The following is a 26,687-nucleotide window of genomic DNA, read 5'->3' as shown; positions in this document are numbered from 1 at the left end:
GCATAGGCCTACTCGATGTACCTGATGCTGCTGACAGACGGCAACAAGATCGATCTGACCTTATACCCGCTGGCCGATCTGGATCGGTACTTCGCAGATAGCGACGGGCTGGTTGAGGTCTTGCTGGACAAGGACGGACGACGCGAGCGCGAGGTCGCGTCGTCCGATGAGGCGTATTGGATCAAGAAGCCTACGGCACGTTCCTTTGACGATTGCTGCAATGAATTTTGGTTCGTCTCGACCTATGTCGTCAAAGGACTGGCGCGCGGCGAGCTCCTGTATGCCATCGATCATCTGAGCGAGATCGCCCGGCCCAACCTGCTGCGGATGATGAGCTGGCGCATCGGCGCAGAGCGGGGCTATACGTTCAGCGTTGGCAAAAACTACAAATTCATCGATCGTTACCTGCCCACAGCGGACTGGGAGCTGCTGCTCTCCACTTATGTCCAGGGCGGCGACGCGGAGATGCGGCGAGCGCTACAGACGTGCTACGCGCTGTTCCGCAAGTACTCTCGCGAGACGGCGGAGCTGCTCGGCTACCCGTATCCGGATTATGACGAGCAGGTGACGCGGTACACCGAGGAGCAGCTGAAGTAAGCAAGTCGGAAGCTGTCTGCCGGTGTTAGAAACGATTGAAGCGATGAGAGCAAGTCAGCCGTCCGGCTGGCTTGCTTTTTTGCGTCCTTGCTCCCGATACGAGCCTGGCGCCCGGCCGACGACTTTTTTGAACAGCATGGAGAAATACTTGTCGTTCTCGTATCCGACCATGGCGGCAATCTCGTAGATCGGTTTGTCGGTGTGCAGCAGCAGTCGCTTGGCCTCGTCGATGCGACGGGTGATCATGTAGTTGATCGGCGAGTCGCCGAGGTCCTTTTTGAACAGATGCGACAGGTAGTGGTGACTGACGTACAGCGTGTCGGCGATATCCTTGAGCGTCAGACTCTTTGTATAGTTGCGGTCGATAAACGCCTTGGTCCGCAGCGTGATCTCGCTCTTGCCGGTAAAGTCGTGGAACGAATGCTTGACGTCGAGGATCCGGTAGATGAGCGTGATCAGCGACATCAGCAAGTTCTGGGTCAGCGTCTCGTAGCCGAGCACCTGGGCGTTGCACTCCTGCAGCATCTCGCTCAGACAGCTCTCGACCCGGTACGCGTACTTGTCCGCAGCGATCACCGGCTCGATCGAGGGCGGCAGCAGACTGCCGACCGGGATGCCGTCGATGTGCAGATTGCGGACGCCGCAGTAGATGATGCGGAAGGGCGACTCCGGCAGGGCGCGCTCCTCGTGGACGACGCCGCTGTTGTACAGGATCAGATCGCCCTGACGCGCAGTGTACAGCTTGTCGTCGATGGTAAATTCGCCCGCTCCCTCGGACACATAGAGGATCTCGCAGTAGTCCTCGTGCACCTGGGGCGGCGTATGGAAGTGCCGTTCGTCCATGAGCTGGCCGGCGAACAGCAGCTCGGGCGGCTGGATGAACCGGAAACGGTCGGTTTTGATATACGGGATCTCGATCTTGGGCATGCGCGTCTCCTCCAGGGCGAAGAATACTACCATTATAGCTCAGTTAGCGGGGCGGCGCATCTAGCGGCAGGGTCAGTTTATTGCTATCGGCGGGGGGCAATACAGCAGAATAGTAGGTTAACGTGGCGACGGAGGCAAAGGTACAATAGGGCACATAGGCAAACTAAAGGAGGCGTAATCGTAATGAATGTAAGCGATAACAGATGGCGTGGAGAGTTCCCCAAGATCGGTATCCGGCCGACGATCGACGGTCGTCGCAGAGGCGTAAGGGAGTCGCTGGAGGATCAGACGATGAATATGGCCAAGGCGGTCGCGGCGCTGCTCAGCGAGACGCTGCGCTACCCGGACGGCTCGCCGGTCGACTGCGTCATCTCCGACACTTGTATCGGCGGCGTGGCGGAAGCGGCTGCATCGGCGGAGAAGTTCCGCAAGGAGGGCGTCGGCGTATCGATCACAGTGACGCCTTGCTGGTGCTACGGCACCGAGACGATGGATATGGACCCGATGCTGCCCAAGGCAATCTGGGGCTTCAACGGCACGGAGCGTCCCGGAGCTGTATACCTGGCGGCCGTGCTGTCCGGTCACGCGCAGAAGGGGCTGCCGGCCTTCGGCATCTACGGGCATGATGTGCAGGACTCGAGCGACTCGACGATCCCGTCGGATGTCCAGGACAAGCTGCTGCGCTTCGCCCGGGCGGCGCTCGCCGTAGCGCTCATGCGCGGCAAGTCCTATCTGGCGATCGGCTCGGTGTCGATGGGGATCGCCGGCTCGGTCATCAACGAGGAGCTGTTCCAGAACTACCTCGGCATGCGCAACGAATATGTCGATATGTCCGAGCTGACTCGCCGGATCGAGGAGACGATCTACGACCCCGAGGAGTACGAGCTGGCGATGAGCTGGGTGAAGGCCAACTGCGCCGAGGGACCGGACAACAACCCTGAGCAGCTACAGTCCTCCCGGGAGAAGAAGGACAAGGACTGGGAGATCAACGTCAAGATGGCGCTCGTCATCCGCGATCTGATGGCCGGCAATCCGAAGCTGGACGCGCTTGGCTTCGGCGAGGAGGCGCTGGGGCACAACGCGATCGTCTCCGGCTTCCAGGGTCAGCGGCAATGGACGGATCACTTCCCTAACGGCGACTTCCCGGAGGCGATCCTCAACTCTTCGTTCGACTGGAATGGCAAGCGGGCGCCGTATCTGGTCGCGACAGAGAATGACAGTCTGAACGGCGTGGCGATGCTGTTCGGTTACCTGCTCACCAACACGGCCCAGATCTTCGCCGACGTGCGGACGTACTGGAGCCCGGATGCGGTGAAGCGCGTCACCGGGCATGAGCTGAGCGGCCATGCGGCAGGCGGCATCCTCCATCTGATCAACTCCGGTCCGGCAGCGCTCGACGGTACGGGCGAGCAGAGCAAGGACGGCCAGCCGGCGCTGAAGCCGTACTGGGAGATCACGGATGAGGAGGTTGATGCCTGTCTGCAAGCGACCTCGTGGCGTCCGGCATCGGCAGAGTACTTCCGCGGGGGCGGCTACTCCTCCGACTTCCTCACCAAGGGCGGCATGCCGGTGACGATGTCGCGGATCAATCTGGTCAGGGGTCTCGGTCCGGTACTGCAGATCGCCCAAGGGTATACGGTCGAACTGCCGGACGAGGTGCATGATACGCTGGACAAACGGACCGATCCGACCTGGCCGACGACCTGGTTCGCACCGACGCTGACCGGCACTGGCGCGTTCGTCGATGTGTACTCGGTCATGGACAACTGGGGCTCCAATCACGGCTCGATCTCTTATGGCCATATCGGCTCGGATCTGATCACGCTGGCAGCGATCCTGCGTATCCCGGTCAGCATGCACAATGTGCCGCAGGACGAGGTGTTCCGGCCGCGCGCATGGGGCAACTTCGGCACGCATGATCCTGAAGGCGCCGACTTCCGTGCTTGCAGCACATTCGGACCGCTGTACAAGTAAGCAATCAAGCGATGGGAGGAGGTACTGCGATGGGCAACCGTTCATTAGCTATGCTGGCTGCCGACTACGGCGCCAGCAGCGGCCGGGTCATGCTCGGGCGCTTCGATGGCCGACGGCTGGCGCTGTCGGAGATTCACCGGTTCGCCAATGAGCCGGTGCAGCTCGGCGAGACGCTGCACTGGGATTTCCTGCGGCTATTCCACGAGCTGAAGACAGGCATCCGCGCCTTCGGCCGCGAGAGCGGCGAAGCGCCGGCCTCGATCGCCGTCGATACCTGGGGCGTCGACTTCGGACTGGTCGATGCCAAGGGGCGGCTCGTCGGACATCCGGTCCATTACCGCGATGCCCGTACCGACGGCGTCATGCCGGAGCTGTTCGCGCAGTACCCGGAGCATGAGCTGTTCGCGACGACGGGTATCCAGCCGCTGCAGTTCAATACGATCTTCCAGCTGTACGCGATGCGGGAGGAGTGGGACGCGCGGTTCGCACGCGGCGAGGCGCAGCTGCTGTTCATGCCCGATCTGCTGCGCTACTACCTGACTGGCGAGCGGAGCGCGGAGTATACGATCGCCAGTACGAGCGGACTGCTAGATCCGCAGCGCCGGGACTGGTCATCCGAGGTGCTGACGCGGACCGGGCTCCCGAGGCAGCTGTTCCCCGAGCTGGTGGAGCCGGGGACGGTATGCGGCGGGCTCACCGAGGCGGTCGCCGAGGAGCTGCGGCTGCCTCGCGTACCGGTCGTCGCCACGGCGTCGCATGATACGGCGTCGGCGGTGGCGGCTGTGCCGACGCAGCACGAGCAGGCGGTCTTCATCAGCTGCGGCACCTGGTCGCTGATGGGCGTCGAGACGGAACGCCCGATCATGACCGAGCAGGCGCGGGACTGGTCGTTCACCAACGAAGCCGGGGCGTTCGGCAAGATCCGGCTGCTCAAAAACATCATGGGGCTATGGCTGCTCCAGGAATGCAAGCGGCAGTGGGAGCTGGAGGGCGAGCCGATCGGCTATGCGGAGATGGTCGAGCTGGCGCGCAGCGTGCCGCGCAGCGACAGCTACATCGATCCCGAGGATGCCGGCTTCCTCGCGCCAGGCGGGATGCCGCAGCGCATCCAGAGCTACTGCGCGCGCACCGGACAGCGCTCGCCGCAGAGCAAGGCGGAGCTGATCCGCTGCGTCCTCGAAAGTCTGGCGCTCAAGTTCCGCCAGACGCTGGGCGAGATCGAGCAGTTGCTCGGCTACCGCGCACCGCAGCTTTACATGGTGGGCGGCGGCATCCAGAATACGCTGCTCTGTCAACTCACAGCGGACTGCGCGGGACTTCCGGTCATCGCAGGTCCGGTGGAGGCGACGGCAGCAGGCAATCTGCTGCTGCAGGCGCATGCGCTCGGCGAGATCGGCTCGCTGCGGGAGATTCGCCAGATCGTCGCCGATTCCTTTGCCCCGACGGTCTACGAGCCGCGCTCCAGCGAGCAGTGGGATGACGCCTATGGGCGCTTCCTGCGGATCAGCCGAGCGGCGGCGGAGGGGCAATAGTATATCGTGAGTCAGATCGGAAGGTGACAGAGGAGCGGACTACTAGCTAGTAGCTGGCTGGAGCGAGCTTTCTGCAGGACGATGAGCGAAGTTTACAAGATTGAATGGAATTAAGGAAGGGAGCGAACCTCACGCATGACAGAGGCCAGCATTAGAGAAGAGTTAACATTATACGCTCGCAAGACGGTCGACAAAGGACTCGTTGTCGGTCCAGGCGGCAACATCAGCGCGCGTCTGGGCGAGGATATGTATTTGTCGCCGAGCGGCTTTGCGCTGGAGGATATCGAGCCGGAGCAGTGGGTCAAGGTGCATATCCCGAGCGGCGAGGTGGCGGCAGGATCGGTGCGCCCATCGTCGGAGGTGCTGATGCATCTGTTCTGCTATCGGGTCAACGAGGCGATCCAGGCGATCGTCCATACGCATCCGGTCTATTCGATCGCACTGACGACGATTAGCCAGGAGCTGCCGATGCTGTTCCCCGACCAGGCGGCGCTTGTCGGCGATATCGCCTTCGTACCGTATGTCGTGCCGACGACGGATGTGCTGGCCAAGCTGGTCGCAGAGAAGGCGGAGCATCACAATTCGATCCTGCTCTGCAACCACGGACTGGTCACGACAGGCAAAAACCTGCGCGAAGCCTACTACCGCACGCAGGTCGTCGAGGACAGCGCCAAAATCTACATGATCGCAAGCAGCGTAAGGCCGCCGCGCACGCTGACCGAGGCCGAGTACAAGGAAATCCAGGCGCTTGAGAGCGAAGCGTACCGCGTCCAACTGCTGCAGCAGATGAAGTAGTCTGGCGGCGAAAAGAAAATGCAGTCTGCCCAAGGCAGGCTGTTTTTCTTTTGCAATGCCAAGTTTTCTACAGAACGAAAAATTCAAGAAAACGGGAAGTCTGTAAAGTATAATAAGAAGAGAAACAGGGAGGGGGAGACTGCTTGGAGGTAAACGGGTATACAATGACGATCCTGATTATTCTTTTACTAGGGATCGCAATCAGTATAGCAATATACATATGCAACCGAGAATACTATTTAAAGCATCGCGTTGCAATACGAAAGCTATATTATGGTCTCGTGGTTATCGCTTCCTTTGGGTTATGGGCTTTTGGTGTTTTTCCAGATGTCGGTGAAAATCTTCAACATTTGATTGCTCTTGTCATTAGTGTAGTCATCATTGATCTGTTCGTCTTTCAAACCCCGGATATAACCAAATTTATGTCGAACGAATTAAAGCAAGAGGGTTTGGTCGAAAGCATTAACAAAAATCGTGGAACTTTTATTGAGTTGAGCGAAAAGCTCATCAAGGTAAATGAAATGATGCCAAAGAATTTGTCAGACTGGCATATGGATAATTTTCAATTCACGCCAGAAAAGTATGAAGAAACGGTAAGTTCTTATTTAAGAACTTTTGCGCTTAACTTCCACTTGGATATATTCTCCTATCGGGTGGAAGCCTCGGCCGTGGAAGAGAAGTTTAGAGAGAATGTTAGTCTAGCGTACAATTCAATCATAAAGGAACATGGGTTGACTACACGGGGAGTCGGAATGAGGCAAAATCAAGCCATTAGCACCATTCTTGCTGGAGAGAACATTGAAATTATAGAAGGGAACAGCACCTGTGTTTTGTTTCCCTACTTTGGAGAGTTCTACAATTTGCTCTTTTTGGTTCGTTCCAAAAAGGATAGTGAAGCGACAGGCGCAGACGCTTCTCTTATGCTGAATTTGCTATACACTTTTGACCTGTGGCTGCAAGTCAACGAAGACCAATTTGTATCTATGCATGTTGATGATGATAATGACGAGGCTGAGGCCATGGCGAGTGAACAGGTAGAACGTAAAAGCGAAATATGATATAGTTAACTTAACTTAACAGATGAAGGGAGAGGGAAAACATGAAGGCTGACACAAACACCAAACTGCATCATTCAGGTTCGTCAAAGACTGTTTCCCGAAATCAAGCGACACCTCCCAAAAATCCGAACAAACGACCGACAACGATTAATATGGAACGTTCGATTGGACGAATGAAGGCTCACGACATGGATGTAATTAGACAAGTCAAATAATAGTTGGTTGAAGAGAAAGCTGAGTGTAGGACAGCCTTCTCTTTTTTTTTGTGTTTACTTTTCCGATTCCATGCGTAAGCTATAGCAATAAATACATCGGAAAAGGCGTGAACGTGTTGATGAAGAAAAGATTCAAAGATCTGGTGCCTGCGAATCCTAATAAGCGAGCTTGTGTGGCTAAGCATATTACCTTTTCCGTTCAAAAGGAGAATGAAGTCTGGCTTCGAATACTGACAAAAAAACCTTTGATCCTCAAATAGAAAAGGCTTCTCTCCCGCGACATGCGTAGGAGGGAAGCCTCTTTCATTAGGTTGTTTTTGTATTCGGTTTGTTATGATTACGCGTTAATCTTCAGGCGGATCACGTTCCAGGACGCCTTGGCCAGCTCGGCGGTTACGCTGCTGCCGTCGACAACGGCAGAGCCGCGGTTGTGCGGCTTCACGTGATCCGGCTGCTGCTCGGTATTGGCCGCCTTGAGATCGTCGTGCTCGAGGACGATATGCTCGATCAGCGAGCAGCCGCCAAAGCTGCGCAGGTCGACGCTGAGCGGCATCGATGCTTCCAGGTGACGGTTGACCGCGAATACGGTGATCTCCTCGTTTTCTTCATTATGAACAGCAATCGCTTCGAGATACGGCACGTCGGTAATTTCCTTGGTGTCGTACTTCGGCGAGGTTACGAGCGGCACGAGCGCCTTGCCGCGGCCGTAGACGGAAGCGTGCAGGTACGGGTAGTAGATCGTCTGCTTCCAAGCGCCGCCACCGTTGCTCGTCATGATCGGCGCGATGACATTGACCAGCTGAGCCATACACGCCATCTTGACGCGGTCGGCGCGCTTGAGCAGGCTGATGATCATACAGCCGACGAGCAGCGCATCCTCATGGTTGTACACGTCCTCAAGCTGTGGCGGCGCGATCTGCCAGCGATCGAGTTTCTTATCCGTCTCGTGCGAGTGATACCAGACGTTCCACTCGTCGAAGGTGAGCATCATGTCCTTTTTGCTGCGCTTCTTGGCCTTGACGTAGTCGCTCGTCGAGATGACCGTATGGATGAACGCGTCCATCTGTACGGAGCGGGCAAGGAAGGTCGGCGTATCCTGCTGAGGGTTGCCGTAGTATTGATGCAGCGAGATATAGTCGACATGGTCATACGTATGCTCGAGTACGGTGGCTTCCCACTCCGGGAAGGAAGGCATGCCGATATGGGAGCTGCCGCAGGCGACGAGCTCGATCGTCGGGTCGACCCACTTCATCACCTTTGCCGTCTCGACGGCGAGTCGGCCGTACTCTTCAGCTGTCTTGTGGCCGATCTGCCAAGGCCCGTCCATCTCGTTGCCCAGGCACCACGTCTTGATGTTGTGAGGGTCCTTGTAGCCGTGCTTGGCGCGCAGGTCGCTATAGTAGCTGCCGGAAGGATGGTTGGTGTATTCGACCAGGCTGCGCGCTTCGTCGGCGCCGCGCGTGCCGAGGTTGACGGCCATCATCGCTTCAGTGCCGGCCTTGCGACACCAGTCCATGAATTCGTTGGTGCCAAACGTATTGGGCTCGATCGTCCCCCATGCCAGCTCGAGGCGACGCTTGCGCTCCTCGACAGGACCTACGCCGTCCTCCCAGTTGTAGCCGGAGACGAAGTTGCCGCCAGGGTAACGGACGATTGGCACCTGCAGCGCCTGGATCAGCTCGAGGACATCCTTGCGGAAGCCGTTCTCGTCGGCGGACGGATGACCTGGCTCATAGATGCCGTTATAGACGGCGCGTCCCAGATGCTCGATGAAGGAGCCGTAGATACGTTTGTCGACCTCGCCGATGACGAAGTCCTTGTCGACGATCATGGATGCTTTGTTGGACATGGATGATTACCTCCGATGGATTAATGAAAGTGTTAATCGATATAATTATCTATTAATCATAAGCCTATTTAATCACGAAATGTCTCGGAAAACAAGATGAAATTGTTCCTGGGCCTGCGACTATCGAACCAAATTTAACCTGCGGTTTACATGATGCTGCATTTCGGATAATCGACGCGACGTACAGTAAGGGAGAATAAGGGACGAGACAAGGAGGCGTATGCGTGCGGATGGCAACAGCAGTCGATAATAACAAGGTGCTCGCTGAGCGGAAAATGATCAAGGATGAAGAGGAGCAGAGGCAACCACGAATCGCGGCTGTGCCAGAGGCCCGCAGCGCGGAGGAGAAGATCGCAGCGGTCGACCCGGTACTGAGCCAGTTCGTCCGAAAGAGTCCGATCGTCTCGTCCGCCTATACTTGCCGGGAGGTTGTACAAGTATTCGAGCATTATCCGGACGCCGAGTGCATCACGGTCGCTACGGATAGCGGGCATCCTGAGGGGCTAGTGATGCGGGACCGGTTTTTCCGGCAGCTAAGCCGCCGATTCGGCATGGAGCTCTACTATGATCGGCCGATCACCTATCTGATGACGAATGAGCCGCTCTGCGTCGAGCTGTCCTCGGGCGCTCAGCTGTTGATCGAGGAGGCGCTCACGCGCGAGGATCGTACGTTGTACGACTGTGTGCTGGTCACCAGCTCCGGCCGGGTCGCCGGCATCCTGACAGTCTCGGATCTGCTCGGCATCTCGCGCGTGATGCAACGCGAGGCGATGCTCTCGCAAGCCCGTACGATCGAGGGGGCGGAGAGCCGCATGCAGGAGATCAATCAAGGCGTCGTCGCGGTGCGAACATCGGCGGAGCAGGGGAGCCGTCTCTCCGAGCATATGGTCGATCTGACGCTGGAGGGCAAGCGTCAGCTCGATCAGGTGACGAGCGCATTCCAGCGATTCTCAGAGCAGACCGACACGCAGGAGAGTCAGGCAATGGAGCTGCAAGCGAGGGCAGGCGAGATCGGCAGCGTCTCCCGTGTCATCCGCGAGCTGGCGGATCAGTGCAATTTGCTGGCGGTTAATGCGGCCATCGAGGCAGCGCGAGCAGGCGAGCATGGACGAGGCTTTGGCGTCGTCGCCGATGAGGTGCGGTCGCTGGCGGCGCAGACGAAGCGGTCGGCGGAGGAGATCCATCGGATGATCCAGTCGATCCTCGAGGCGGTAGGCTTGACGGTCCAACTGGTGAACGCGGCGCGCGCCGAGACGAAGGCCAGCTCAACCTCTGTCAGCCAGGCGGCAGGGCTGTTCGAGAAGCTGTTCATCGCCGCCGCCGACAATCAGAAGAGCAGCCGGGAGATGAGCGCGTTGTCGATCCAGGCCAATGAGCAGACCGAGCGCGTCATCCGGGAGATGAAGGAGCTGCTGGCGGAGATTACGCATGGGGGGGAAGGAATCCAGCCTCCTCAGAAAGAGCAGAGAAAAGAGCAAGGTTATTGCAGACAGTGAACGAAACTGCGGGCATTCTGAGAAAGTACCCTGAAGCAGCTAAAGAGCTCCATGCCATTGCTGGTCGTGAAGGTGAAGAGGATCGGGAGGGCACGCAGCTGTGAGCCACTAATTATAAATACAAAGACGGAGTTGAGCCATTTATTTTTATGGCCAACTCCGTTTTAGTTTGTCGTGCAGTGACATTGGGTTCTTCTCAGCCCTGACGAAGACGCTCCACCGTCTGGCCGAGCAGCGGCAGGTTCCAATGCTGCTTGGGTACGAGCACCTGCAGTCGCCAGAGCGGCGCGCGGCCGGGCAGCGGCAGTCGACGCAGACCGGGCGTCTCCTTGGCGACCGCCGCCTCGGGCAGGATGGCGATGCCCTGGCTGCGTCGGAGCGAATCGATGAGCAGCGCGCAGCGGTCGGCATAGAGCTGTGGCTGCAGCGAGAGGCCTTGCTCGGCCTCCCATACCATCATCGCCTCTGCCACCGAGCGATCCTCCAGCATGAGATAAGGGTAAGCGGTCAGATGGACGCCGCCGAGCTGACCGTCGGCGTAGACGAGCGGGTGCGATTCGGAGACGAACAGGGCGAGCGGCGATTCGAGGATCGTCTGCATCTGGTAACGGCTGCTCTCCGGCTCGCCTTGGGCAGTGAGCAGCAGATCGAGCCGACCCTCGTCCAGCATGTCCATTAGCGCTTCATGCTCCCCGGTGCGCACATGGTAGAGCGGCTCTTCTCGCGATGCCGCAAGCGTCAGCCATGGCGGGTCGGGCAGGGCGTCCAGAGCGGTATCGGTGCAGCCGATGACGAGCGAGCCACGGCCATAGCGCTTCATCTGGCGGACGCGCGCCATCGCCTCGTCGCTGCCGGCGACGATCCGCTGGGCGTAGTGATGGACGAGCCGCCCGGCCTCCGTCAGGATGATTTTCCCCGCTTTGTATTCGAACAGCTTGATGCCCCACTCCTCTTCCATCTTCTTCATATGAAAGCTGACCGTAGGCTGCTTCATGCCAAGCTGCTCGGCGACGATCGTCGCCTTTTTGTAGCGCTCAATGAGCAACAGCATCCGGAATTTTAAAATGTTCATCACATTCACCGCCTGAAGGATCGATAACTATAGAATTATTCTATGATAGCGGCGGTCATTATGCAATTTATCGAATCAATTTTGTTATTGCGTTTACAATCTGAAGATATGGAATTAATGACAGGCTTCTATACTTGGTCCTGTAGAGCAAAACAATCACATCTGTCCAAACGGAAGGGGAACCCAAAGAAATGAAAAAGAGCTTGCTGTTGATGATGACCCTGGTCCTGTCAATTACGCTGGCGGCATGCGGCGGAGGAAACAATGCGCCTGCCAATACGCCAAACAATACGGCTGGTACAAACGGAGGCACGAATAGCGGCACTGGCAACACGCCGGAAGAAACAACGGATAAGGAACTCGAAGGCTCCATCCTCGCTGTAGGATCGTCGGCTATGGCTCCGCTCGTCGAGCAAGCAGCCAACAAGTTTATGGACGAGAATGGCAAAGTAACGGTACTGGTACAAGCCGGCGGCAGCGGCACGGGCTTGACGCAAGTGTCCGAGGGACAATCCGACATCGGCAACTCCGATATTTTCGCCCAAGAGAAGTTCAAGGACGACGAAGCGGCCAAAGCCGACGAACTGGTCGATCATCAAGTCGCTGTCGTAGCGATGGCTGCGGTCGTCAACCCGGCTGTCGGCGTAGACAATCTGACGAAGGATCAACTAGTGAAAATCTTCAACGGCGACGTGAAAAACTGGTCCGAGGTAGGCGGCGCAGATCAAGAAATCGTCATCGTCAACCGTCCATCGAGCTCCGGCACGCGCAAAACGTTCGAGTCCTATGCCCTGGGCGCTGCTTCCCCTGACCTGCCTGGTCAAATCCAGGAGGAATCGTCCGGCAACGTCAAAAAGCTGGTCAGCGAAACGCCTGGCGCAATCGGCTATCTGGCTCTCTCTTACCTGGATGACTCGGTCACGGCGCTCAGCTATGACGGCATCGAGCCAAGCGAAGACAATGTGAAGAGCGGCATATATCCGATCTGGGCTTACCAGCACATGTATACCAAAGGCGAGCCAAACGAAGTGGTCCAAGCCTTCCTGGACTTCATGCTCTCCGACGAGGTTCAGAACAATGATGTTGTCGAGCTTGGCTACATCCCGGCTGCCGCGATGACGATCACTCGCGATGTGGACGGCAACGTATCGCCGAAATAAGTCGAGGTCCGACAACAGCATAACTCGTGCTGAACTATAACCGTAAAGAGGTGGATGCGATCCGCCTCTTTGTCGGCGTGTGAAGGAGAGGGTCACCCTGGAACACCCCAAAGTTAACCTGGAACACCCGAAAGTCAAACCAAGCAAGCAGCATCTGACGGAGGAATGGGTCGGCAAGCTGTATACCTGGTTCTGTATTATCTTCCTTATCATCACCATCTTCTCGATGGTTTATTTCGTCGCTTCGCGAGGTTCGGGGACCTTCATCAAGAACGGCATCAATGTATGGGAATTCATCACCGGCACGACCTGGCAACCGGATGCGAAGCCGCCGATCCTCGGCGCGCTGCCGTTTATCTTCGGCTCCTTCAGCACGTCGATCATGGCGGCGCTGATCGCGGCGCCGCTCGGCTTCTGCGCGGCGATCTTCATGACGGAGATCATGCCCAAGTACGGCCGCCGCTACCTGCAGCCGGTCATCGAGCTGCTGGCGGGCATCCCGTCGGTCGTCTACGGCTTCGTCGGTCTGAGCGTCATCGTACCGTTCCTGCGCGACACCTTCCCTGGTCAAGGCCTCGGACTGGCCGCAGGGGCGTTAGTGCTTTCGATCATGATCCTGCCGACGATCACGACGATCGCCACCGATGCGCTGTCGGCGCTTCCCGGCGGGCTCAAGGAAGGCGCTTATGCGCTCGGGGCGACGCGCTGGCAGACGATCTACCGAATCGTGCTGCCGACGACCTTCCCGGCGCTGATGACGGGCGTCGTCCTCGGCATCTCGCGCGCCTTTGGCGAGGCGCTCGCGGTACAGATGGTCATCGGCAATGCGCCGTTCCTGCCGCGCTCGCTGTTCGACTCGACGTCGACGCTGACGAGCGTCATCACGCTCAGCATGGGCAACACGGTAGCCGGGTCGGCGCATAACAATGCGCTCTGGTCGTTGGCGTTGATCCTGATGCTGATGACCTTCGTATTCGTCTTTATCGTCCGCTGGCTCGAGAGGAGGACCAAGGTATGAGCGCCAAATTAGCCAATCGCATCGCAACGGTCGTCATCATCGCTATGGCGCTCTTCATCGTCGCCATCCTCGTCGGCTTGCTCGGCTATATCCTGATCCGCGGCCTCGGCCATGTCAGCTTCGACTTCCTGACCTCGGTGCCGCAGACGATCCGCGCAGGCGGCGGCATCGGGCCGCAACTGTTCAACTCGCTGTTCCTGCTCGTCCTGACGCTGCTCATCACCGTCCCGCTTGGCGTTGGCGCAGGCATCTATATGAGCGAATATGCTAAAGCCAACCGCTTCACCGACTTCATCCGGCTGGTCGTCGAGGTGCTGTCGTCGTTCCCGTCGATTGTCGTCGGCCTCTTCGGCCTGCTCGTGCTCGTCCAGTTTTTCGGGCTCGGCTACTCGCTGTTCGCGGGCGCGCTGGCGTTGACGGTGTTCAACCTGCCGCTCATGGTGCGGATCACCGAGCAGGCGATCCGCTCTGTGCCCAAGGAGCAGAAGGAAGCGAGTCTGGCGCTCGGCCTGTCGCGCTGGAAGACGATCACCTCGATCATGCTGCCGATCGCGATGCCGAACATCCTGACCGGGACGATCCTCGCCTCCGGACGCGTCTTCGGCGAAGCGGCGGCGCTGCTGTTCACGGCGGGGATGAGCTCGCCGCGTCTGGACTTCACGAACTGGAATCCGTTCAGCCCGAACTCGCCGCTTAATCCGTTCCGGCCGGCGGAGACGCTGGCGGTCCATATCTGGAAGATCAACAGCGAGGGACTGGCGCCGGATGCGGCCGAGATCGCCGCAGGCGCATCGGCGGTGCTCGTCATCGTCGTCCTGTTGTTCAACTTTACGGCTCGCTTCATCGGCGGATATATCCATCGCAAGTTCACAGCGAGCAAGTAAGATGAGGCTGGTATGAGAGGGGGAGGCAGCATGCCTGACAACGGACTATCGGCACGCGACTTGAGCGTGTATTATGGCCAAAAACAAGCGGTTAAGGAAATCAGTCTCGACTTCGCAGCCAGGGAAGTGACGGCGCTGATCGGCCCGTCCGGCTGTGGGAAGTCAACGTTCCTGCGCAGTCTGAACCGGATGAACGACCTGATCGGCGGCGCCCGAATCACCGGAGAGATCTGGATCGAGGGGCAAAACATCAACGATCCGTCGGTCGATGTGGTGCTGCTGCGTCAAAAGATCGGCATGGTATGGCAGCGGCCCAATCCGTTCCACAAATCAATCTACGAAAATATCGCCTTCGGGCCAAGATATCACGGCATCAAAAACAAAAAAGAGCTCGACGCGATCGTCGAAAGCTCGCTGCGCAAGGCGGCGCTCTGGGAGGAGACGAAGGACCGCCTGCATCAGTCGGCGCTCGCGCTCTCCGGCGGTCAGCAGCAGCGTCTGTGCATCGCCCGCTCGTTGGCGGTCAAGCCGAGCATCATCCTGATGGATGAGCCGGCCTCGGCGCTCGACCCGGTGTCGACGGCGAAGATCGAGGAGCTAATCGCCGAGCTGAAGCGGGACTACTGCATCATCATCGTCACGCATAACATGCACCAGGCGGCGCGGATCTCGGACAAGACGGCGTTTTTCTACATGGGCGAGCTGGTGGAGTACGACGATACGCAGAAGATGTTCACCAACCCGTCCAAAAAACAGACCGACGACTATATCTCCGGACGCTTCGGATAAGAGAGGTGAGAGCATGCAGAGCAAGTATGAGATCAAGGATCTGAAGCTGTACTATGGGGAATTCATGGCGCTCAAGGGACTGAACTTCACGATCCCCGAAAAGTCGATCACGGCGCTGATCGGCCCGTCTGGCTGCGGCAAATCAACGTTCCTGCGGACGCTGAACCGGATGAACGACATGATCGCCGGCACGCGGGTCGAGGGCGACATCCTGCTCGCCGGCAGCAATATCTATGCCCCGGGGACCGATGTCGAGCAGCTCCGCAAGCGCGTCGGCATGGTGTTCCAGCAGCCCAACCCGTTCCCCAAGTCGATCTATGAGAACGTCGCCTTCGGCCCGCGCCTCCATCTCAAGCTGCCGCGCAAGCAGCTCGACGAGGTGGTGGAGCGCAGCCTGCGCGGCGCTTCGCTGTGGGAAGAGGTCAAGGACGATCTGAACAAAAATGCAATGGGCCTCTCCGGCGGCCAGCAGCAGCGCCTCTGTATCGCGCGGGCGCTGGCGGTCGACCCGGATGTGCTGCTGATGGACGAATCGACCTCGGCGCTCGACCCGATCTCGACGCTCAAGATCGAGGAGCTGGCGCAGGAGCTCAAGGAAAAGTACACGATCGTCATGGTGACGCACAACATGCATCAGGCGGCGCGCGTCTCGGATCAGACCGTGTTCTTCCTGAACGGCGAGGTCATCGAGGCGGAGCAGACGGGGCAGCTGTTCTCCAACCCGTCCGACAAGCGTACGGAAGAATACATCACCGGCCGCTTCGGCTGATTAAATAGGTGACAAGGACAATATGAAGGGGTGGCCTATCCAATGATGACTATTCGCAAGGAATTCGATCTGGGGCTCCAGGAGCTGCACAATCTGATCGTAGAGCTGGGCGGCCGCGTCGAGAAGGCGCTGAGCGAGGCGATGGCTGCGCTGCAGGAGGTCGATGTCGTCAAGGCAAAGGCGATCATCCGCCAGGACCCTGAGCTGAACCAGTTGGAGGAGCGGATCACGGAGATCGGCTCCAAGCTGATCGCTACCCAGCAGCCGGTAGCCAAGGATCTGCGGATCATCCTGTCGGCCTTCCGGATCGCCAGCGATCTGGAGCGGATGGGCGATCTGTCGGTCGACATCGCCAAGGTCGTGCTCCGACTGGAGGGACAAGGGCTGATCAAGCCGTTGATCGATCTGCCGCGGATGGCGGAGATTACCCAGACGATGACCTACGAGTCGATCCAGGCATTCATCCACGAGAATGTCGATCTGGCCTACAAGGTTGGCAAGGACGACGACAGCGTCGATGCGCTGTACAGCCAGATCATCCGCGAGCTGTTCTCGCTGATGATGGAAAATCCGGCGACGATCTCGCAGGCGGTGCTGCTCAGCTTCGTCGGCCGCTACATCGAGCGGATCGCCGACCATGCGACCAACATCGGCGAGAGCGTCGTCTATCTGGTGACGGGCAAGCGCCCGGACCTCAACGTCTAGCTTCGGACGCCGCGTCATCGCCGAGAGCATCGAGCTGCCAGAGGAGCTAGACAAGCTGGAGACGATGGGTGTCGATTATGCCCAGGGCGATCTGCTGGGCTGGCCGGCACGCTGGATCGGCGGAGGCTGATCACAAGCTATGGCCGCTTCATAGTCGGGATAGATCAGACGATACCTGAAGCGGCGGGCTGCGGCGTTGGTCGGACCGTATCTGACCTGGCGGTATCTGGCGCTGGAAATGATGCAATCGACGGGGAGCAGAAGATATGTCCCCGTCCTCGCAAGCCCCCGCATAGCGGCGGATATTGGCTGACAGCCATGTCTACCCTGTGCGGGGGCGTTTTGTGCTATGATAGAGGGACAGACAAGTGATGAGTGAGGTGCCTTGATGGATAAATGGATGTTGATAGACGGCAACAGCATCGCCTACCGGGCGTTCTTTGCTTTGCCGCCGCTAACGAATAGCGCAGGGCAGCACACCAATGCGGTATTCGGGTTCACGACGATCCTGTTGAAGCTGATCGAGGAGGAGAAGCCGACGCATATTATGGTCGCTTTCGACGCCGGCAAGACGACGTTTCGGCATGAAGGCTACGCGGAGTACAAGGCCGGACGGGAGAAGACGCCGCCCGAGCTGTCCGGGCAGTTCCCGCTGCTTAAGGAGCTGCTCACCGCCTTTGGCGTCGCCCGCTATGAGCTGGAGGGCTACGAAGCGGACGATATCATCGGCACGCTGACGCGTCTGGCGGACGAGCAGGACATCCCGACGCTCGTCGTCAGCGGCGACAAGGATATGCTGCAGCTGGCCTCGGAGCGCGTGACGGTGGCGCTGACGCGCAAGGGCGTCAGCGAGGTCGAGCGCTATGACCCGCCGGCGATTCAGGAACGGTACGGCCTGGCGCCGCTGCAGATCATCGATCTGAAGGGGCTGATGGGCGACGCCTCGGACAATATCCCCGGCATCCCGGGCGTCGGCGAGAAGACGGCGCTCAAGCTGCTGCACGAGCATGGCTCGGTGGAGGCGGTGCTGGCGGCGAGCGAGACGCTCAAGGGCAAGCTGAAGGAGCGGGTCGAGACGCATCAGGAGGACGCGCGCAAGAGCAAGGAGCTGGCGACGATCTACCGCGAGGTGCCGCTCGAGCGCGGGCCGGAGGGGATGAAGTACGACGGCTACGACCCGGCCGTGCTGGCGGGGGCGCTCCGCAAGCTGGAGTTCCGCTCGCTCATCGAGCGGTTGGAGCTGCCATCGGGCGCGGCGTCCGGCGATAACGCCGAGGCGGCTGCCGAGCTGGAAGTTATCGTCGTATCGGGCAAGGACGAGCTGGATGCGCTGGCTGCAGAGCTGCCGCAGGTGGAGAGCCTGCTCGTCGAGGCGGTCGGCGAGAATCCGCATCAGGCGGAGCTGCTGGCGGTCGCCCTCACGATCGGTGAGCGGGTGCATGTCGTACCTGTGGACGTGCTGACGAGCGAGGCTGCGACAGCGATACGCGACTGGCTGGCCGACGAGCAGCAGGACAAGCATGGCTACGACATGCACAAGGCTCAGCTCGCCCTCGCTTGGCGGGGTATCCCGCTGCAGGGCATCCGTTTCGACGTCTATCTGGCCGCCTACCTGCTTGATCCGACCAATCCCGACCATACGCTGAACGGACTGACGCATCGCTACGCGCTGCCGCTCGTCGCCGCAGACGAGGATGTGTACGGCAAGGGGGCGAAGTTCAAGATCCCCGAGCCGGAGGCGCTCTATCCGCACCTCGCGGCCAAGGCGCACGCTGTCGGCGCGATCGCCGACATCCAGCGGCAGGAGCTGGAGAAGAGCGGCATGCACAAGCTGTATTACGAGCTGGAGCTGCCGTTGTCGTCGGTGCTCGCCGGCATGGAGCGGCAGGGCATCACGGTACAGGCGGAGGAGCTTCACCGGCTGGGCGCGGAGATCGAGAGCCGGATCGCTACGGCGATGCAGGAGGTGTACGCGCATGCGGGCACCGAGTTCAACATCGGCTCGACCAAGCAGCTCGGCGAGATCCTGTTCGAGAAGCTGGGACTGCCTGTCATCAAGAAGACGAAGACTGGCTACTCGACTGATGCCGACGTCCTGGAGAAGCTGGAGCCGTATCACGGCATCATCCCTTCGATTCTCCATTACCGGCAGCTGACCAAGCTGCAGTCGACGTACATCGAGGGACTGCTCAAGGAGATCCGCGAGGAGACGGGCAAGATCCATACGTATTTCCGCCAGACGATCGCCGCGACGGGGCGTCTCTCCAGCCAGTTCCCCAATCTGCAGAACATCCCGATCCGCCTCGAGGAAGGCCGCAAGATTCGCAAGGCGTTTGTTCCCTCGGAGCCTGGTTGGTCGATCCTGGCCGCCGACTACTCGCAGATCGAGCTGCGAGTGCTGGCGCATATCTCGGGCGATCCGGGGCTCAAGGAAGCGTTCATTAATAATATGGACATCCATACGAAAACGGCGATGGACGTGTTCCGCGTGTCGGAGGACCAGGTCGATAGTAATATGCGGCGTCAGGCGAAGGCGGTCAACTTCGGTATCGTCTATGGCATCAGCGACTTCGGCCTGTCGCAGAACCTGAATATTACACGTAAGGACGCAGCGCGTTTCATCGATCAATACTTCGATGCCTTCGAGGGCGTGCGCGCGTATATGGACAACATCGTCAAGCAAGCGCGCGAGGACGGTTATGTGACGACGCTGCTCGAGCGGCGGCGCTATCTGCCAGAGATCAAGGCGTCGAACTTCAATGTCCGCTCGTTCGCCGAGCGTACGGCGATGAATACGCCGATCCAGGGCACAGCGGCCGATATCATCAAGCTGGCGATGGTCCGCATGGACGAGGAGCTGCGCGCGCGCGGACTGCGCAGCCGGATGCTGCTGCAGGTGCATGACGAGCTCGTCTTCGAGGTGCCGGAGGAGGAGCTGGCGACGATGCGGGAGCTGGTGCCGCAGGTGATGGAGTCGGCGATCCAGCTGGACGTGCCGCTGCGGGCGGATGTGAGCGACGGCGCCAACTGGTATGAGACGAAGTAAGGTCGTCTCGGTTATAATGGATATTAAGGGAGTGAATCATCATGCCGGAATTGCCGGAGGTTGAAACGGTGCGTCGCACGCTGGGGGCATTGGTCGCGGGTAAGACGATCCGGCGCGTCTCGGTGCTGCTGCCGCGCATCATCCAGCGCCCGGAGGAGCCGGAGGTTTTTGCCGCCGCGCTCGAAGGACGGACGATCCAAGGCGTCGAGCGACGCGGCAAGTTCCTGCGGCTGTTGCTGGACGGGCTGGTGCTCGTCTCGCATCTGCGGATGGAGGGACGTTATGGCGTCTACGCCGAGGAGGAGCCGATAGAGAAGCATACGCATGTCATCTTCCACTTTACGGATGGCACGGCGCTCAGATACAAGGATGTACGTCAGTTCGGCACGATGCATCTGTTCGAGCCGGGCCAGGAGTTCGAGCTGCCGCCGCTCAACCGGCTAGGCGTAGAGCCGTTGTCCGAGACGTTCACGGCGGGCGAGCTGCGCAGCTTGCTCTCGGGCAAGACGACGCGGATCAAGCCGTTGCTGCTCAATCAGGAATACGTTGTCGGTCTGGGGAATATCTATGTCGATGAAGCGTTGTTCCTCTCGCGCATCCATCCCGAGCGAACAGCGGACAGCCTGACGCGGCCGGAATGGCAGCGGCTCCATACGGCGATCCTGCAGACGCTCGGCGAGGCGGTGGAGGCAGGCGGCTCCTCGATCAAGTCCTATGTCAACGGGCAGGGCGAGATGGGGATGTTCCAGCAGCAGCTGTCGGTCTACGGCAGGCAGGATCAGCCTTGTCCGAGCTGCGGCCGTGCCATCGTCAAGTTCGTCGTCACCGGACGCGGCACACATATCTGCACGCATTGCCAGCGGGCCCCGCGGGGCAGCGCGGCACCGGTCGCGCGGAAGCGTGCCAAGCGGACCGAGGACGCTGTCCGCTGACCGGCGGTCTATTATACAGACCGGCGGTCGAACACTGCCCGGCAGATCGCAGGCTGACAGACCAGGGCCTTAGCGGCAATGATCCCTAGCTGCACGGTTTGCGGGGCAGTCAGAGCTGTATGCGGGATATCCGCCCAAAAACGAATGCACCCGCCCCCCATCCTTGCATATGATGTGTAACAGACCTGGGCGCGCCTATGACGCGCCAGTGTGAGGAGGGACACATCGATGCTGGCGCATCTGATTTCGCTCGTGGTGCTTGCTTGCGCCGTCAGTTTGGATGGATTCGGGGTAGGGGTTACATACGGATTGCGCAAGATTCGCATTCCGTTGCTATCGATTCTGATTATTGCCGGATGCTCGGGGCTTGTGATCGGCCTCTCGATGGTATTCGGACAATGGCTGTCGGGTTATCTGTCGCCAATGGTCGGACAGATCATCGGGGCTGTCATCCTGATCGGCATCGGCTTGTTCGCACTCGTCCAGTTCGTCCGCGGCGAGTCGGAGGAGACGACGGAGGGGAACGGCTCGGCTATCGTACCGCTCGGGCAAGGCGGCGGGGCGTCGCTCTCGCCGACGATGGTGATGATCGTCGAGTTGAAACGCCTTGGCATCGTCATCCATATCCTGCGCAAGCCACAGGCGGCAGATATGGACCGTTCGGGGACGATCTCGGCTTCGGAGGCATTGCTGCTCGGCAGCGCGCTTTCGCTCGATGCATTTGGCGCGGGCCTTGGGGCAGCGCTGCTCGGATTTTCGCCATTATGGACGTCGTTGTTGATCGCGGTTGCGAGCGGCTGCTTCCTGCTGGTCGGGCTGCGCGTTGGTTTCCGCTTCGCGACCTCCGGCCGGATGCGCGCATTGTCGCTGCTGCCCGGTGTGATCTTGATCTTAATGGGTATCTTAAAGTTGATGTAGCTGTGGGTAAGGAAGATGAGGTGAACCCTTATGATAATCGGACTGACCGGGGGCATCGCCTGCGGCAAGAGCACAGTCGCGGCGATGCTGGTCGCCCGCGGCGCCGCGCTCGTCGATGCCGACCAGGTGGCCAGGGAGGTCGTCATGCCAGGCGAGGCGGCGTTATCCGCTGTCGTCCGGCAGTTCGGACAAGCCGTACTCGCAGATGACGGGACGCTCGACCGGCCGGCGCTGGGCCAGCTCGTGTTTGGCGACCGGGAGAAGCTGAAGACGCTCGAGGCGATCCTGCACCCGGCGATCCGCGAGCGGATGCAGGATAGACTGCGGCGCTACGAGGCGGAGGATCCCGCAAGACTGGCGGTCGCGGACATCCCCTTGCTGTACGAGACTGGACAAGCCGACTTGTACCAGGGCGTACTCGTCGTCTATGTGCCGCAGTCGCTGCAGCTTGAGCGTCTGCTGGCGCGCTCGCCGGAGATGACAGAGGAGCAGGCGCGCTCGCGGATCGCGCTGCAGATGGACATTGAGGAGAAACGCCGCCGCGCTGACTGGGTGATCGATAACAGCGGTACGTTATACGAGACCGAGCTGCAGGTCGAAGCGTTCCTGCGCGAGGCGGTGGCGCGATGAGGAGGCTGGCCAGATTACTGCTGTTGCTGGCGGTTGCCGTGACTGCGATCGTGCTGTTCTTACGTTCCGACTGGATCGAGCGGATGATGTACCCGATTCACTATCAGGATGACATCCGTGCCAGCGCGCTTAATTATGAGCTTGACCCCTACTTGCTGGCGGCTATCATCCGGTCGGAGACGAACTTCCAGACTGGACGCGAATCGCCCAAGGGTGCTCTTGGCATTATGCAGATCATGCCAGATACAGCCGATTGGATCATCGATCAAGCCAAGTTCACCTCCGTGACGATGGAGGATGTGCATCATCGCGCCGATGTCAGCATCGAGATGGGCTCGTGGTACATCCAGTCGCTGATCCGGCAGTTCGACAATAATACGACCGCTGCCGTCGCTGCCTACAACGCGGGACCGGGCAATGTGAAGCGATGGCTGAGCGAGAAAGTATGGAACGGCTCGCGTGATCAGCTTGCGGACGTCCCGTTCGGCGAGACCCGGCATTATGTGAAGCGGGTTTTTTATTACTATGATAAGTACAAGTCCCTGTATCCTGATATGAAACGGTAATGGATGTAGGTCGTTCAGTTTCTAACAAAAGAAAGCTCTGGCCGGGGCGACTGGCGCCCGCGGTCAAAGCTTTCGGATTAAGCCTTATTATTTGTATTGACCGGCAAGCGATTGCTCAGCGATCTGTACCAGGCGGCGGGTAATGTAACCCCCGATGGAACCCGCGTCGCGAGTAGCCATGTTGCCATAGTAACCGTCTTGCGGAATCGCGATACCCAGCTCTTGTGCTACCTCGTATTTCATTTGGTCAAGAGCGGCTGTTGCTTGAGGAACTACCAGTTGATTGCTGCTGCGGTTTTGGCTCATTTGTTTCACCTCCTCGCGGTTGGTAAAAGTATTATGTGCTTTTTTCAAGAGATCATAACCGCGTAAGCCTGGTAATTTGTACCGACGGCGAGCAAACCCGATAGAATGGAGGGAATCACGAACATGAAATGTCCCTATTGCGACTATGCCGGCACGAAGGTGCTCGACTCCAGGCCGGCCAACGAAAACAAGTCGATCCGCAGACGCCGCGAGTGCGAGCAGTGCAGTCGGCGCTTCACCACCTTTGAGATGATTGAGGAAACGCCGTTGATCGTCATCAAAAAAGACGGCAGCCGTGAGGAGTTCAGCCGCGACAAAATCTTGCGCGGACTAATCCGTGCATGCGAAAAGCGGCCCGTATCGATCGATCAGCTCGAGGTCATCGTCTCCGAGGTCGAGAAGGAGCTGCGGACGACGGCGCAAGCCGAGGTGGACAGCTTCCAAATCGGCGAATTCGTCATGGAGGAGCTGTATCCAATCGATGAGGTTGCTTACGTGCGCTTCGCTTCGGTCTACCGCCAGTTCAAGGATATCAATATGTTCATGAAGGAGCTGACCGGGCTGCTGTCCAAGCACCCGATGGCCGATAAGGATGGCAGATAAGGCTAAGGCTCGCCAGATCAGCGAAAGCGCCACGTTCGGATTCGAACGTGGCGCTTTTTTGACGGCTGGAACTGCGACAGTGACGCTAGAGATGCGGTTAGAACCCTTTGGCGATCATCAGGATAAGGACGGCGACGGGGACAAGGGTGGAGACGATGCCGAAATAGTCCCATCTGCGAGAGGCTAGGCGGAAGGCTGGAGACAGCTCGCCTGTATGGATGCCATCCTCGCTTAAACGAATCATCGCTCGTTGCAACGGCAGCAGCACGGCAGACCAGATGATGCCGGTGATGCCGAATAGAATGACGGACATGATGAGCCAGTTGAATCCGCTCGAAAATAGGTTGCCCTCATGCGCCATAATGATGCCCGAGACGGTGACCAGGACGAGGCCGGGAATGGTGAAGACGAAATCGGCAAGCATTACATTTTTCACTGCATGGTGGACGATCTCAGGCTTGCGGGTCGCTTCGGCCCGGAGCTTCCAGAAGGCGGCGGTGATGATGTTGCCGAGGAACAGGACGACGCCAAGCATATGCAGGATTAACCAGACCGTCATAGATGCTCCTCCTTGTCGATGGGCCGCTCTGTATGCCGCAGCATTCGGCCCATATAGTCTGCTAGCTCTGCGGCGGAAAGGCTGGTCGAGGCAGGCTGCAGCGAAGCGCGCATGCGCAGGCCGAGCGAGAGCATGACGAACAGCTCCGCTGTAACGGACGCATCGACCGCGCTTTTAATGACGCCGTGTCTTTGTCCGGTAGAGATCCACTCCCTCGTATAGCGTACGGACTGATCATGGAATTGTCGCAGCGCCTCGGCGACGGCGGGGTCGTCTTCCTTGCCTGCCAGGTAAAAGAGCACCTTGTTCGTGATGTCGCTCGGGTCCTCTAGCCGGATCAGATTGTCAGCGATCGCTCGCATCGGTCCATCGAAGCTGGAGACCTGACTTGCGTTCACTGCGTTGAAGAACCTTTCATTCAGCGCTTCGAGTCGCTCTTGCAGCACCAAGGCGAACAACTCGTCGCGGCTTTTTACATAGTGGAAGATCGCACCCTTGGAGAGGCGAGAGCGCGCCATTACATCCTGGATCGTAATGAGGTGACAGCTTCGTTCCTCGAGCAAGGCCTGGGTCGCTTCGATCAGCTGACGGGTGGTCTGCTTGCGGCGTTCTTCATTTTTCATTTAGCGGTCCTCCTTGTGATGGTTAATCTCATTATATAAACCGACCGGCGGTTTGTGAATGGGGAATTCGAGTTTTGGCGGATACAAAAACACCCGTCATGGCTCTAGGCATGACGGGTGGGGGATAATGGCGTTTTTTATCGTTGCGGACAAAAGTCGCAGCTTATTTTTCGGCTGGGACGATTTCGCTTGGCGAGCTTCCATCCGAGGGACTTGCAGCTGGAGCGGCTTCACTGCGCGTGTCCGCAACGAGGGTTCCCACATAGGGCCCTTGAGTGGCTTCAGCAACCGGAGCGGTTTCGCTCGCTGGGCTCACTTCGGATGGTACGAGGGAGGGGCTGTCAACTGACGGGGCAGGTACGCTCGCTGCGCCCTCGTCACTTGGTACAAGATACGGGCCTCCAGGCGTCGGGGCGGCTTTGGTCGCTTGGCTCTCGTCGGTCGGTACGAGGTACGGGTCCTCCGCAGCAGGGGCGACCTCGCGCGGCTGACTTTCGTCCCTTGGTTCTGTGCGAGGCCCCTCGCCTGCCGGAGCGGCAGCGGCTGCAGGAGCATCGGTAGCCGCTTGGTCCGGTTGCAGCTTTGAGGCAGCGTCAGGGCGCGTTTGCTTATCCGGACCGATCTCTTTAGACTGAGACGTGTAAGGTTCAGACTTATAGTCTACAGCTGGCGCGTAGTCTGCTGCCCACACGGCAGCCGATGTGCCGACGATACCGGCGATCAAGAGCGTACCGGATAGGAGGAAGAATGTTTTTTTGCGCGTAGGCTTGCTATTCATCATAAGGGTTAATCTCCTTTTGAGTTGTTGTCCATGAGGCGATAATGACGCATATAGCGGCGTGGGCAGCTTGGCATTGCCGGCTGACACGCTCAGGATGGTCTGGCCGTATCGCTTGCGCTCGCTGGGCGACATCGGCTGGACGGCCGCTTCGTCGCAAGAGAGCTCGCTCCAGGTCTGGATATGGCGTTGCAGCATATGGACAAGCGGATTGAACCAATGCAGCGCGCTTGCGCAGAGCATGAGCGCCTTGGTCCACAGATCGTGCTGCTGCAGATGGGTCAGCTCATGGCGCATCGTCATCTCCAAGTCCATGTCGGCAGGTAGCTCCCGTGGCAGATAGAGCGTCGGACGCCATAGTCCGATGAGCAATGGCGTATGCAGCAGGTCGCTGCTGACGAGTCGCACGCGTCGGCGCATCGACATCGCAGCCTGAGCGCGATGCAAGGCGATCGAGGCCTCGCTATCCGGCGGCAGCGGGGCGCTGCTGCTCGCCAGTATCCGTACGAAGCGACGGTAACGATAGAACTGGCGGCCGGCGTAGACGAGCGCTCCGGCTAGCCAGACGATGAGCAGAGCGATGGCGACAGGTGCCGGCAACAGCCAAGCAGCCTCCTGTGGCTCAGCGCCCCCATACAAGGGGGCATAAGGCGCGGCAGGGAGTGGCTCCGGGACGATCAGCCAGGGGCGGACGATGCCGATCAGCCACGGTGCAAGGGCGGCTAAGGGCAGGAGGTACAGGAGCAGGGCAAGACGCTGCATCCGGTAGCGCCAACGTGCGGGAACTTCTCGTAACGGCAGCGCAGTCAGCAGCAGCGCGCAAGCGACTCCGATGCTTCCGGCGACGGTGAGCGAGATCAGCCAAGCGATGATTGTCGTCATGGCG

At 59.1% G+C, this 26,687-nt stretch carries 25 protein-coding genes and 1 pseudogene; 19 read left to right on the top strand and 7 right to left on the bottom strand.

From position 1 onward, the window contains the following. Positions 1-18 precede the first annotated feature (18 nt). Positions 19-597, top strand: a pseudogene (locus PA598K_RS06265) (aminoglycoside 6-adenylyltransferase); the annotation flags it as partial. Positions 598-651: 54 nt separating this feature from the next. Here PA598K_RS06265 and PA598K_RS06260 read toward each other — a convergent pair. Beyond that, a complete protein-coding gene (locus PA598K_RS06260) occupies positions 652-1,524 on the bottom strand; it encodes an AraC family transcriptional regulator (protein ID WP_128656108.1) in 873 nt (290 codons plus the stop codon). 183 nt (positions 1,525-1,707) lie between these two features. Here PA598K_RS06260 and PA598K_RS06255 point away from each other — a divergent pair, with 183 nt between their 5' ends. From PA598K_RS06255 to PA598K_RS06240, 4 genes are all read left to right on the top strand, one after another. After that, a complete protein-coding gene (locus PA598K_RS06255; RefSeq protein WP_128656107.1) occupies positions 1,708-3,498 on the top strand; it encodes an L-fucose isomerase in 1,791 nt (596 codons plus the stop codon). A 29-nt stretch (positions 3,499-3,527) separates the two neighbouring features. Continuing rightward, on the top strand, positions 3,528-5,030 hold the full coding sequence (locus PA598K_RS06250; protein ID WP_128656106.1) for a rhamnulokinase: 1,503 nt from the start codon (positions 3,528-3,530) through the stop codon (positions 5,028-5,030). A gap of 135 nt (positions 5,031-5,165) precedes the next feature. Continuing rightward, positions 5,166-5,825 carry a class II aldolase/adducin family protein gene (locus PA598K_RS06245; protein ID WP_128656105.1) on the top strand — a complete coding sequence of 220 codons (660 nt, stop codon included), beginning with the start codon at positions 5,166-5,168 and terminating at the stop codon, positions 5,823-5,825. 164 nt (positions 5,826-5,989) lie between these two features. After that, positions 5,990-6,883 (top strand): type II toxin-antitoxin system SpoIISA family toxin, encoded by an 894-nt coding sequence (locus PA598K_RS06240; protein WP_128656104.1) that lies wholly within the window; start codon positions 5,990-5,992, stop codon positions 6,881-6,883. Between the two features lie 552 nt (positions 6,884-7,435). Here the strand turns inward: PA598K_RS06240 and arfA are convergent. Next, positions 7,436-8,947 (bottom strand): arabinosylfuranosidase ArfA, encoded by a 1,512-nt coding sequence (gene arfA / locus PA598K_RS06235; RefSeq protein WP_128656103.1) that lies wholly within the window; start codon positions 8,945-8,947, stop codon positions 7,436-7,438. Positions 8,948-9,177: 230 nt separating this feature from the next. Between arfA and PA598K_RS06230 the strand changes: the two genes are divergently transcribed. Then, a complete protein-coding gene (locus PA598K_RS06230; RefSeq protein WP_260405296.1) occupies positions 9,178-10,443 on the top strand; it encodes a methyl-accepting chemotaxis protein in 1,266 nt (421 codons plus the stop codon). A 196-nt stretch (positions 10,444-10,639) separates the two neighbouring features. Here PA598K_RS06230 and PA598K_RS06225 read toward each other — a convergent pair whose 3' ends face one another. Then, positions 10,640-11,515 (bottom strand): LysR family transcriptional regulator, encoded by an 876-nt coding sequence (locus tag PA598K_RS06225; protein WP_128656101.1) that lies wholly within the window; start codon positions 11,513-11,515, stop codon positions 10,640-10,642. A 191-nt stretch (positions 11,516-11,706) separates the two neighbouring features. Between PA598K_RS06225 and PA598K_RS06220 the strand changes: the two genes are divergently transcribed. The 12 genes from PA598K_RS06220 to PA598K_RS06165 all read left to right on the top strand — a co-directional run bounded on the left by PA598K_RS06220 (position 11,707) and on the right by PA598K_RS06165 (position 22,932). After that, positions 11,707-12,675 carry a phosphate ABC transporter substrate-binding protein gene (locus tag PA598K_RS06220; RefSeq protein WP_128656100.1) on the top strand — a complete coding sequence of 323 codons (969 nt, stop codon included), beginning with the start codon at positions 11,707-11,709 and terminating at the stop codon, positions 12,673-12,675. Positions 12,676-12,793: 118 nt separating this feature from the next. Further along, positions 12,794-13,693 carry a phosphate ABC transporter permease subunit PstC gene (pstC, locus tag PA598K_RS06215; protein WP_185601622.1) on the top strand — a complete coding sequence of 300 codons (900 nt, stop codon included), beginning with the start codon at positions 12,794-12,796 and terminating at the stop codon, positions 13,691-13,693. After that, entirely contained in the window at positions 13,690-14,577 is an 888-nt protein-coding gene (pstA, locus tag PA598K_RS06210; protein ID WP_128656099.1) for a phosphate ABC transporter permease PstA, read from the top strand. The genes pstC and pstA overlap by 4 nt, the downstream gene beginning before the upstream one ends. A 30-nt stretch (positions 14,578-14,607) precedes the next feature. Continuing rightward, complete coding sequence (pstB, locus tag PA598K_RS06205) at positions 14,608-15,366, top strand: phosphate ABC transporter ATP-binding protein PstB (RefSeq protein WP_128656098.1); 759 nt, start codon at positions 14,608-14,610, stop codon at positions 15,364-15,366. 13 nt (positions 15,367-15,379) lie between these two features. Continuing rightward, positions 15,380-16,135, top strand: a complete 756-nt coding sequence (pstB, locus tag PA598K_RS06200) for a phosphate ABC transporter ATP-binding protein PstB (RefSeq protein WP_128656097.1) — start codon at positions 15,380-15,382, stop codon at positions 16,133-16,135. Between the two features lie 45 nt (positions 16,136-16,180). After that, entirely contained in the window at positions 16,181-16,840 is a 660-nt protein-coding gene (phoU, locus tag PA598K_RS06195) for a phosphate signaling complex protein PhoU (RefSeq protein WP_128656113.1), read from the top strand. Between the two features lie 16 nt (positions 16,841-16,856). Beyond that, the gene (locus PA598K_RS38965; protein WP_128656114.1) at positions 16,857-16,970 is read left to right on the top strand and encodes an EAL domain-containing protein; all 114 of its coding nucleotides are present in this window, start codon (positions 16,857-16,859) and stop codon (positions 16,968-16,970) included. 258 nt (positions 16,971-17,228) lie between these two features. Continuing rightward, positions 17,229-19,886 (top strand): DNA polymerase I, encoded by a 2,658-nt coding sequence (polA, locus tag PA598K_RS06185; protein WP_128656096.1) that lies wholly within the window; start codon positions 17,229-17,231, stop codon positions 19,884-19,886. Between the two features lie 41 nt (positions 19,887-19,927). Continuing rightward, positions 19,928-20,818, top strand: coding sequence for a DNA-formamidopyrimidine glycosylase (gene mutM, locus PA598K_RS06180; RefSeq protein WP_128656095.1), 891 nt, complete (start codon positions 19,928-19,930; stop codon positions 20,816-20,818). Between the two features lie 228 nt (positions 20,819-21,046). Beyond that, positions 21,047-21,736, top strand: coding sequence for a sporulation membrane protein YtaF (ytaF, locus tag PA598K_RS06175; protein ID WP_128656094.1), 690 nt, complete (start codon positions 21,047-21,049; stop codon positions 21,734-21,736). Positions 21,737-21,766: 30 nt separating this feature from the next. Beyond that, positions 21,767-22,366 carry a dephospho-CoA kinase gene (gene coaE / locus PA598K_RS06170; RefSeq protein ID WP_128656093.1) on the top strand — a complete coding sequence of 200 codons (600 nt, stop codon included), beginning with the start codon at positions 21,767-21,769 and terminating at the stop codon, positions 22,364-22,366. Then, a complete protein-coding gene (locus tag PA598K_RS06165) occupies positions 22,363-22,932 on the top strand; it encodes a lytic transglycosylase domain-containing protein (RefSeq protein ID WP_128656092.1) in 570 nt (189 codons plus the stop codon). The genes coaE and PA598K_RS06165 overlap by 4 nt, the downstream gene beginning before the upstream one ends. Positions 22,933-23,019: 87 nt before the next feature. Here the strand turns inward: PA598K_RS06165 and PA598K_RS06160 are convergent, their stop codons facing one another. Then, positions 23,020-23,238 (bottom strand): alpha/beta-type small acid-soluble spore protein, encoded by a 219-nt coding sequence (locus tag PA598K_RS06160; protein ID WP_128656091.1) that lies wholly within the window; start codon positions 23,236-23,238, stop codon positions 23,020-23,022. 123 nt (positions 23,239-23,361) lie between these two features. Here PA598K_RS06160 and nrdR point away from each other — a divergent pair, with 123 nt between their 5' ends. After that, positions 23,362-23,841, top strand: a complete 480-nt coding sequence (gene nrdR / locus PA598K_RS06155) for a transcriptional regulator NrdR (protein ID WP_128656090.1) — start codon at positions 23,362-23,364, stop codon at positions 23,839-23,841. Between the two features lie 97 nt (positions 23,842-23,938). Here the strand turns inward: nrdR and PA598K_RS06150 are convergent, their stop codons facing one another. The 3 genes from PA598K_RS06150 to PA598K_RS06140 all read right to left on the bottom strand — a co-directional run bounded on the left by PA598K_RS06150 (position 23,939) and on the right by PA598K_RS06140 (position 26,683). Beyond that, entirely contained in the window at positions 23,939-24,400 is a 462-nt protein-coding gene (locus tag PA598K_RS06150) for a DUF2269 family protein (protein WP_128656089.1), read from the bottom strand. Next, on the bottom strand, positions 24,397-25,023 hold the full coding sequence (locus PA598K_RS06145; RefSeq protein WP_128656088.1) for a TetR/AcrR family transcriptional regulator: 627 nt from the start codon (positions 25,021-25,023) through the stop codon (positions 24,397-24,399). The genes PA598K_RS06150 and PA598K_RS06145 overlap by 4 nt, the downstream gene beginning before the upstream one ends. A gap of 163 nt (positions 25,024-25,186) precedes the next feature. Beyond that, the gene (locus PA598K_RS06140) at positions 25,187-26,683 is read right to left on the bottom strand and encodes a M56 family metallopeptidase (protein WP_128656087.1); all 1,497 of its coding nucleotides are present in this window, start codon (positions 26,681-26,683) and stop codon (positions 25,187-25,189) included. Between the last annotated feature and the right edge of the window lie 4 nt (positions 26,684-26,687).

Source organism: Paenibacillus sp. 598K, assembly GCF_003851045.1.
Lineage (GTDB): Bacteria > Bacillota > Bacilli > Paenibacillales > Paenibacillaceae > Paenibacillus_D.
The sequence above is the reverse complement of the archived record's forward strand: the minus strand, read 5'-3'. Positions and strand labels throughout refer to the sequence as shown.

Bases quoted from the DNA above. Each gene is read 5' to 3' on its own strand.
- PA598K_RS06165 (WP_128656092.1), top strand. From the start codon at position 22,363: ATGAGGAGGCTGGCCAGATTACTGCTGTTGCTGGCGGTTGCCGTGACT.
- PA598K_RS06160 (WP_128656091.1), bottom strand. From the start codon at position 23,238: ATGAGCCAAAACCGCAGCAGCAATCAACTGGTAGTTCCTCAAGCAACA.
- coaE (WP_128656093.1), top strand. From the start codon at position 21,767: ATGATAATCGGACTGACCGGGGGCATCGCCTGCGGCAAGAGCACAGTC.
- PA598K_RS06240 (WP_128656104.1), top strand. From the start codon at position 5,990: ATGACGATCCTGATTATTCTTTTACTAGGGATCGCAATCAGTATAGCA.
- PA598K_RS06145 (WP_128656088.1), bottom strand. From the start codon at position 25,023: ATGAAAAATGAAGAACGCCGCAAGCAGACCACCCGTCAGCTGATCGAA.
- PA598K_RS06260 (WP_128656108.1), bottom strand. From the start codon at position 1,524: ATGCCCAAGATCGAGATCCCGTATATCAAAACCGACCGTTTCCGGTTC.
- mutM (WP_128656095.1), top strand. From the start codon at position 19,928: ATGCCGGAATTGCCGGAGGTTGAAACGGTGCGTCGCACGCTGGGGGCA.
- arfA (WP_128656103.1), bottom strand. From the start codon at position 8,947: ATGTCCAACAAAGCATCCATGATCGTCGACAAGGACTTCGTCATCGGC.
- phoU (WP_128656113.1), top strand. From the start codon at position 16,181: ATGACTATTCGCAAGGAATTCGATCTGGGGCTCCAGGAGCTGCACAAT.
- polA (WP_128656096.1), top strand. From the start codon at position 17,229: ATGGATAAATGGATGTTGATAGACGGCAACAGCATCGCCTACCGGGCG.
- PA598K_RS06150 (WP_128656089.1), bottom strand. From the start codon at position 24,400: ATGACGGTCTGGTTAATCCTGCATATGCTTGGCGTCGTCCTGTTCCTC.
- PA598K_RS06220 (WP_128656100.1), top strand. From the start codon at position 11,707: ATGAAAAAGAGCTTGCTGTTGATGATGACCCTGGTCCTGTCAATTACG.
- pstB (WP_128656098.1), top strand. From the start codon at position 14,608: ATGCCTGACAACGGACTATCGGCACGCGACTTGAGCGTGTATTATGGC.
- pstB (WP_128656097.1), top strand. From the start codon at position 15,380: ATGCAGAGCAAGTATGAGATCAAGGATCTGAAGCTGTACTATGGGGAA.
- nrdR (WP_128656090.1), top strand. From the start codon at position 23,362: ATGAAATGTCCCTATTGCGACTATGCCGGCACGAAGGTGCTCGACTCC.
- PA598K_RS06255 (WP_128656107.1), top strand. From the start codon at position 1,708: ATGAATGTAAGCGATAACAGATGGCGTGGAGAGTTCCCCAAGATCGGT.
- pstA (WP_128656099.1), top strand. From the start codon at position 13,690: ATGAGCGCCAAATTAGCCAATCGCATCGCAACGGTCGTCATCATCGCT.
- ytaF (WP_128656094.1), top strand. From the start codon at position 21,047: ATGCTGGCGCATCTGATTTCGCTCGTGGTGCTTGCTTGCGCCGTCAGT.
- PA598K_RS06245 (WP_128656105.1), top strand. From the start codon at position 5,166: ATGACAGAGGCCAGCATTAGAGAAGAGTTAACATTATACGCTCGCAAG.
- PA598K_RS06230 (WP_260405296.1), top strand. From the start codon at position 9,178: ATGGCAACAGCAGTCGATAATAACAAGGTGCTCGCTGAGCGGAAAATG.
- PA598K_RS06250 (WP_128656106.1), top strand. From the start codon at position 3,528: ATGGGCAACCGTTCATTAGCTATGCTGGCTGCCGACTACGGCGCCAGC.
- PA598K_RS06140 (WP_128656087.1), bottom strand. From the start codon at position 26,683: ATGACGACAATCATCGCTTGGCTGATCTCGCTCACCGTCGCCGGAAGC.
- PA598K_RS06225 (WP_128656101.1), bottom strand. From the start codon at position 11,515: ATGAACATTTTAAAATTCCGGATGCTGTTGCTCATTGAGCGCTACAAA.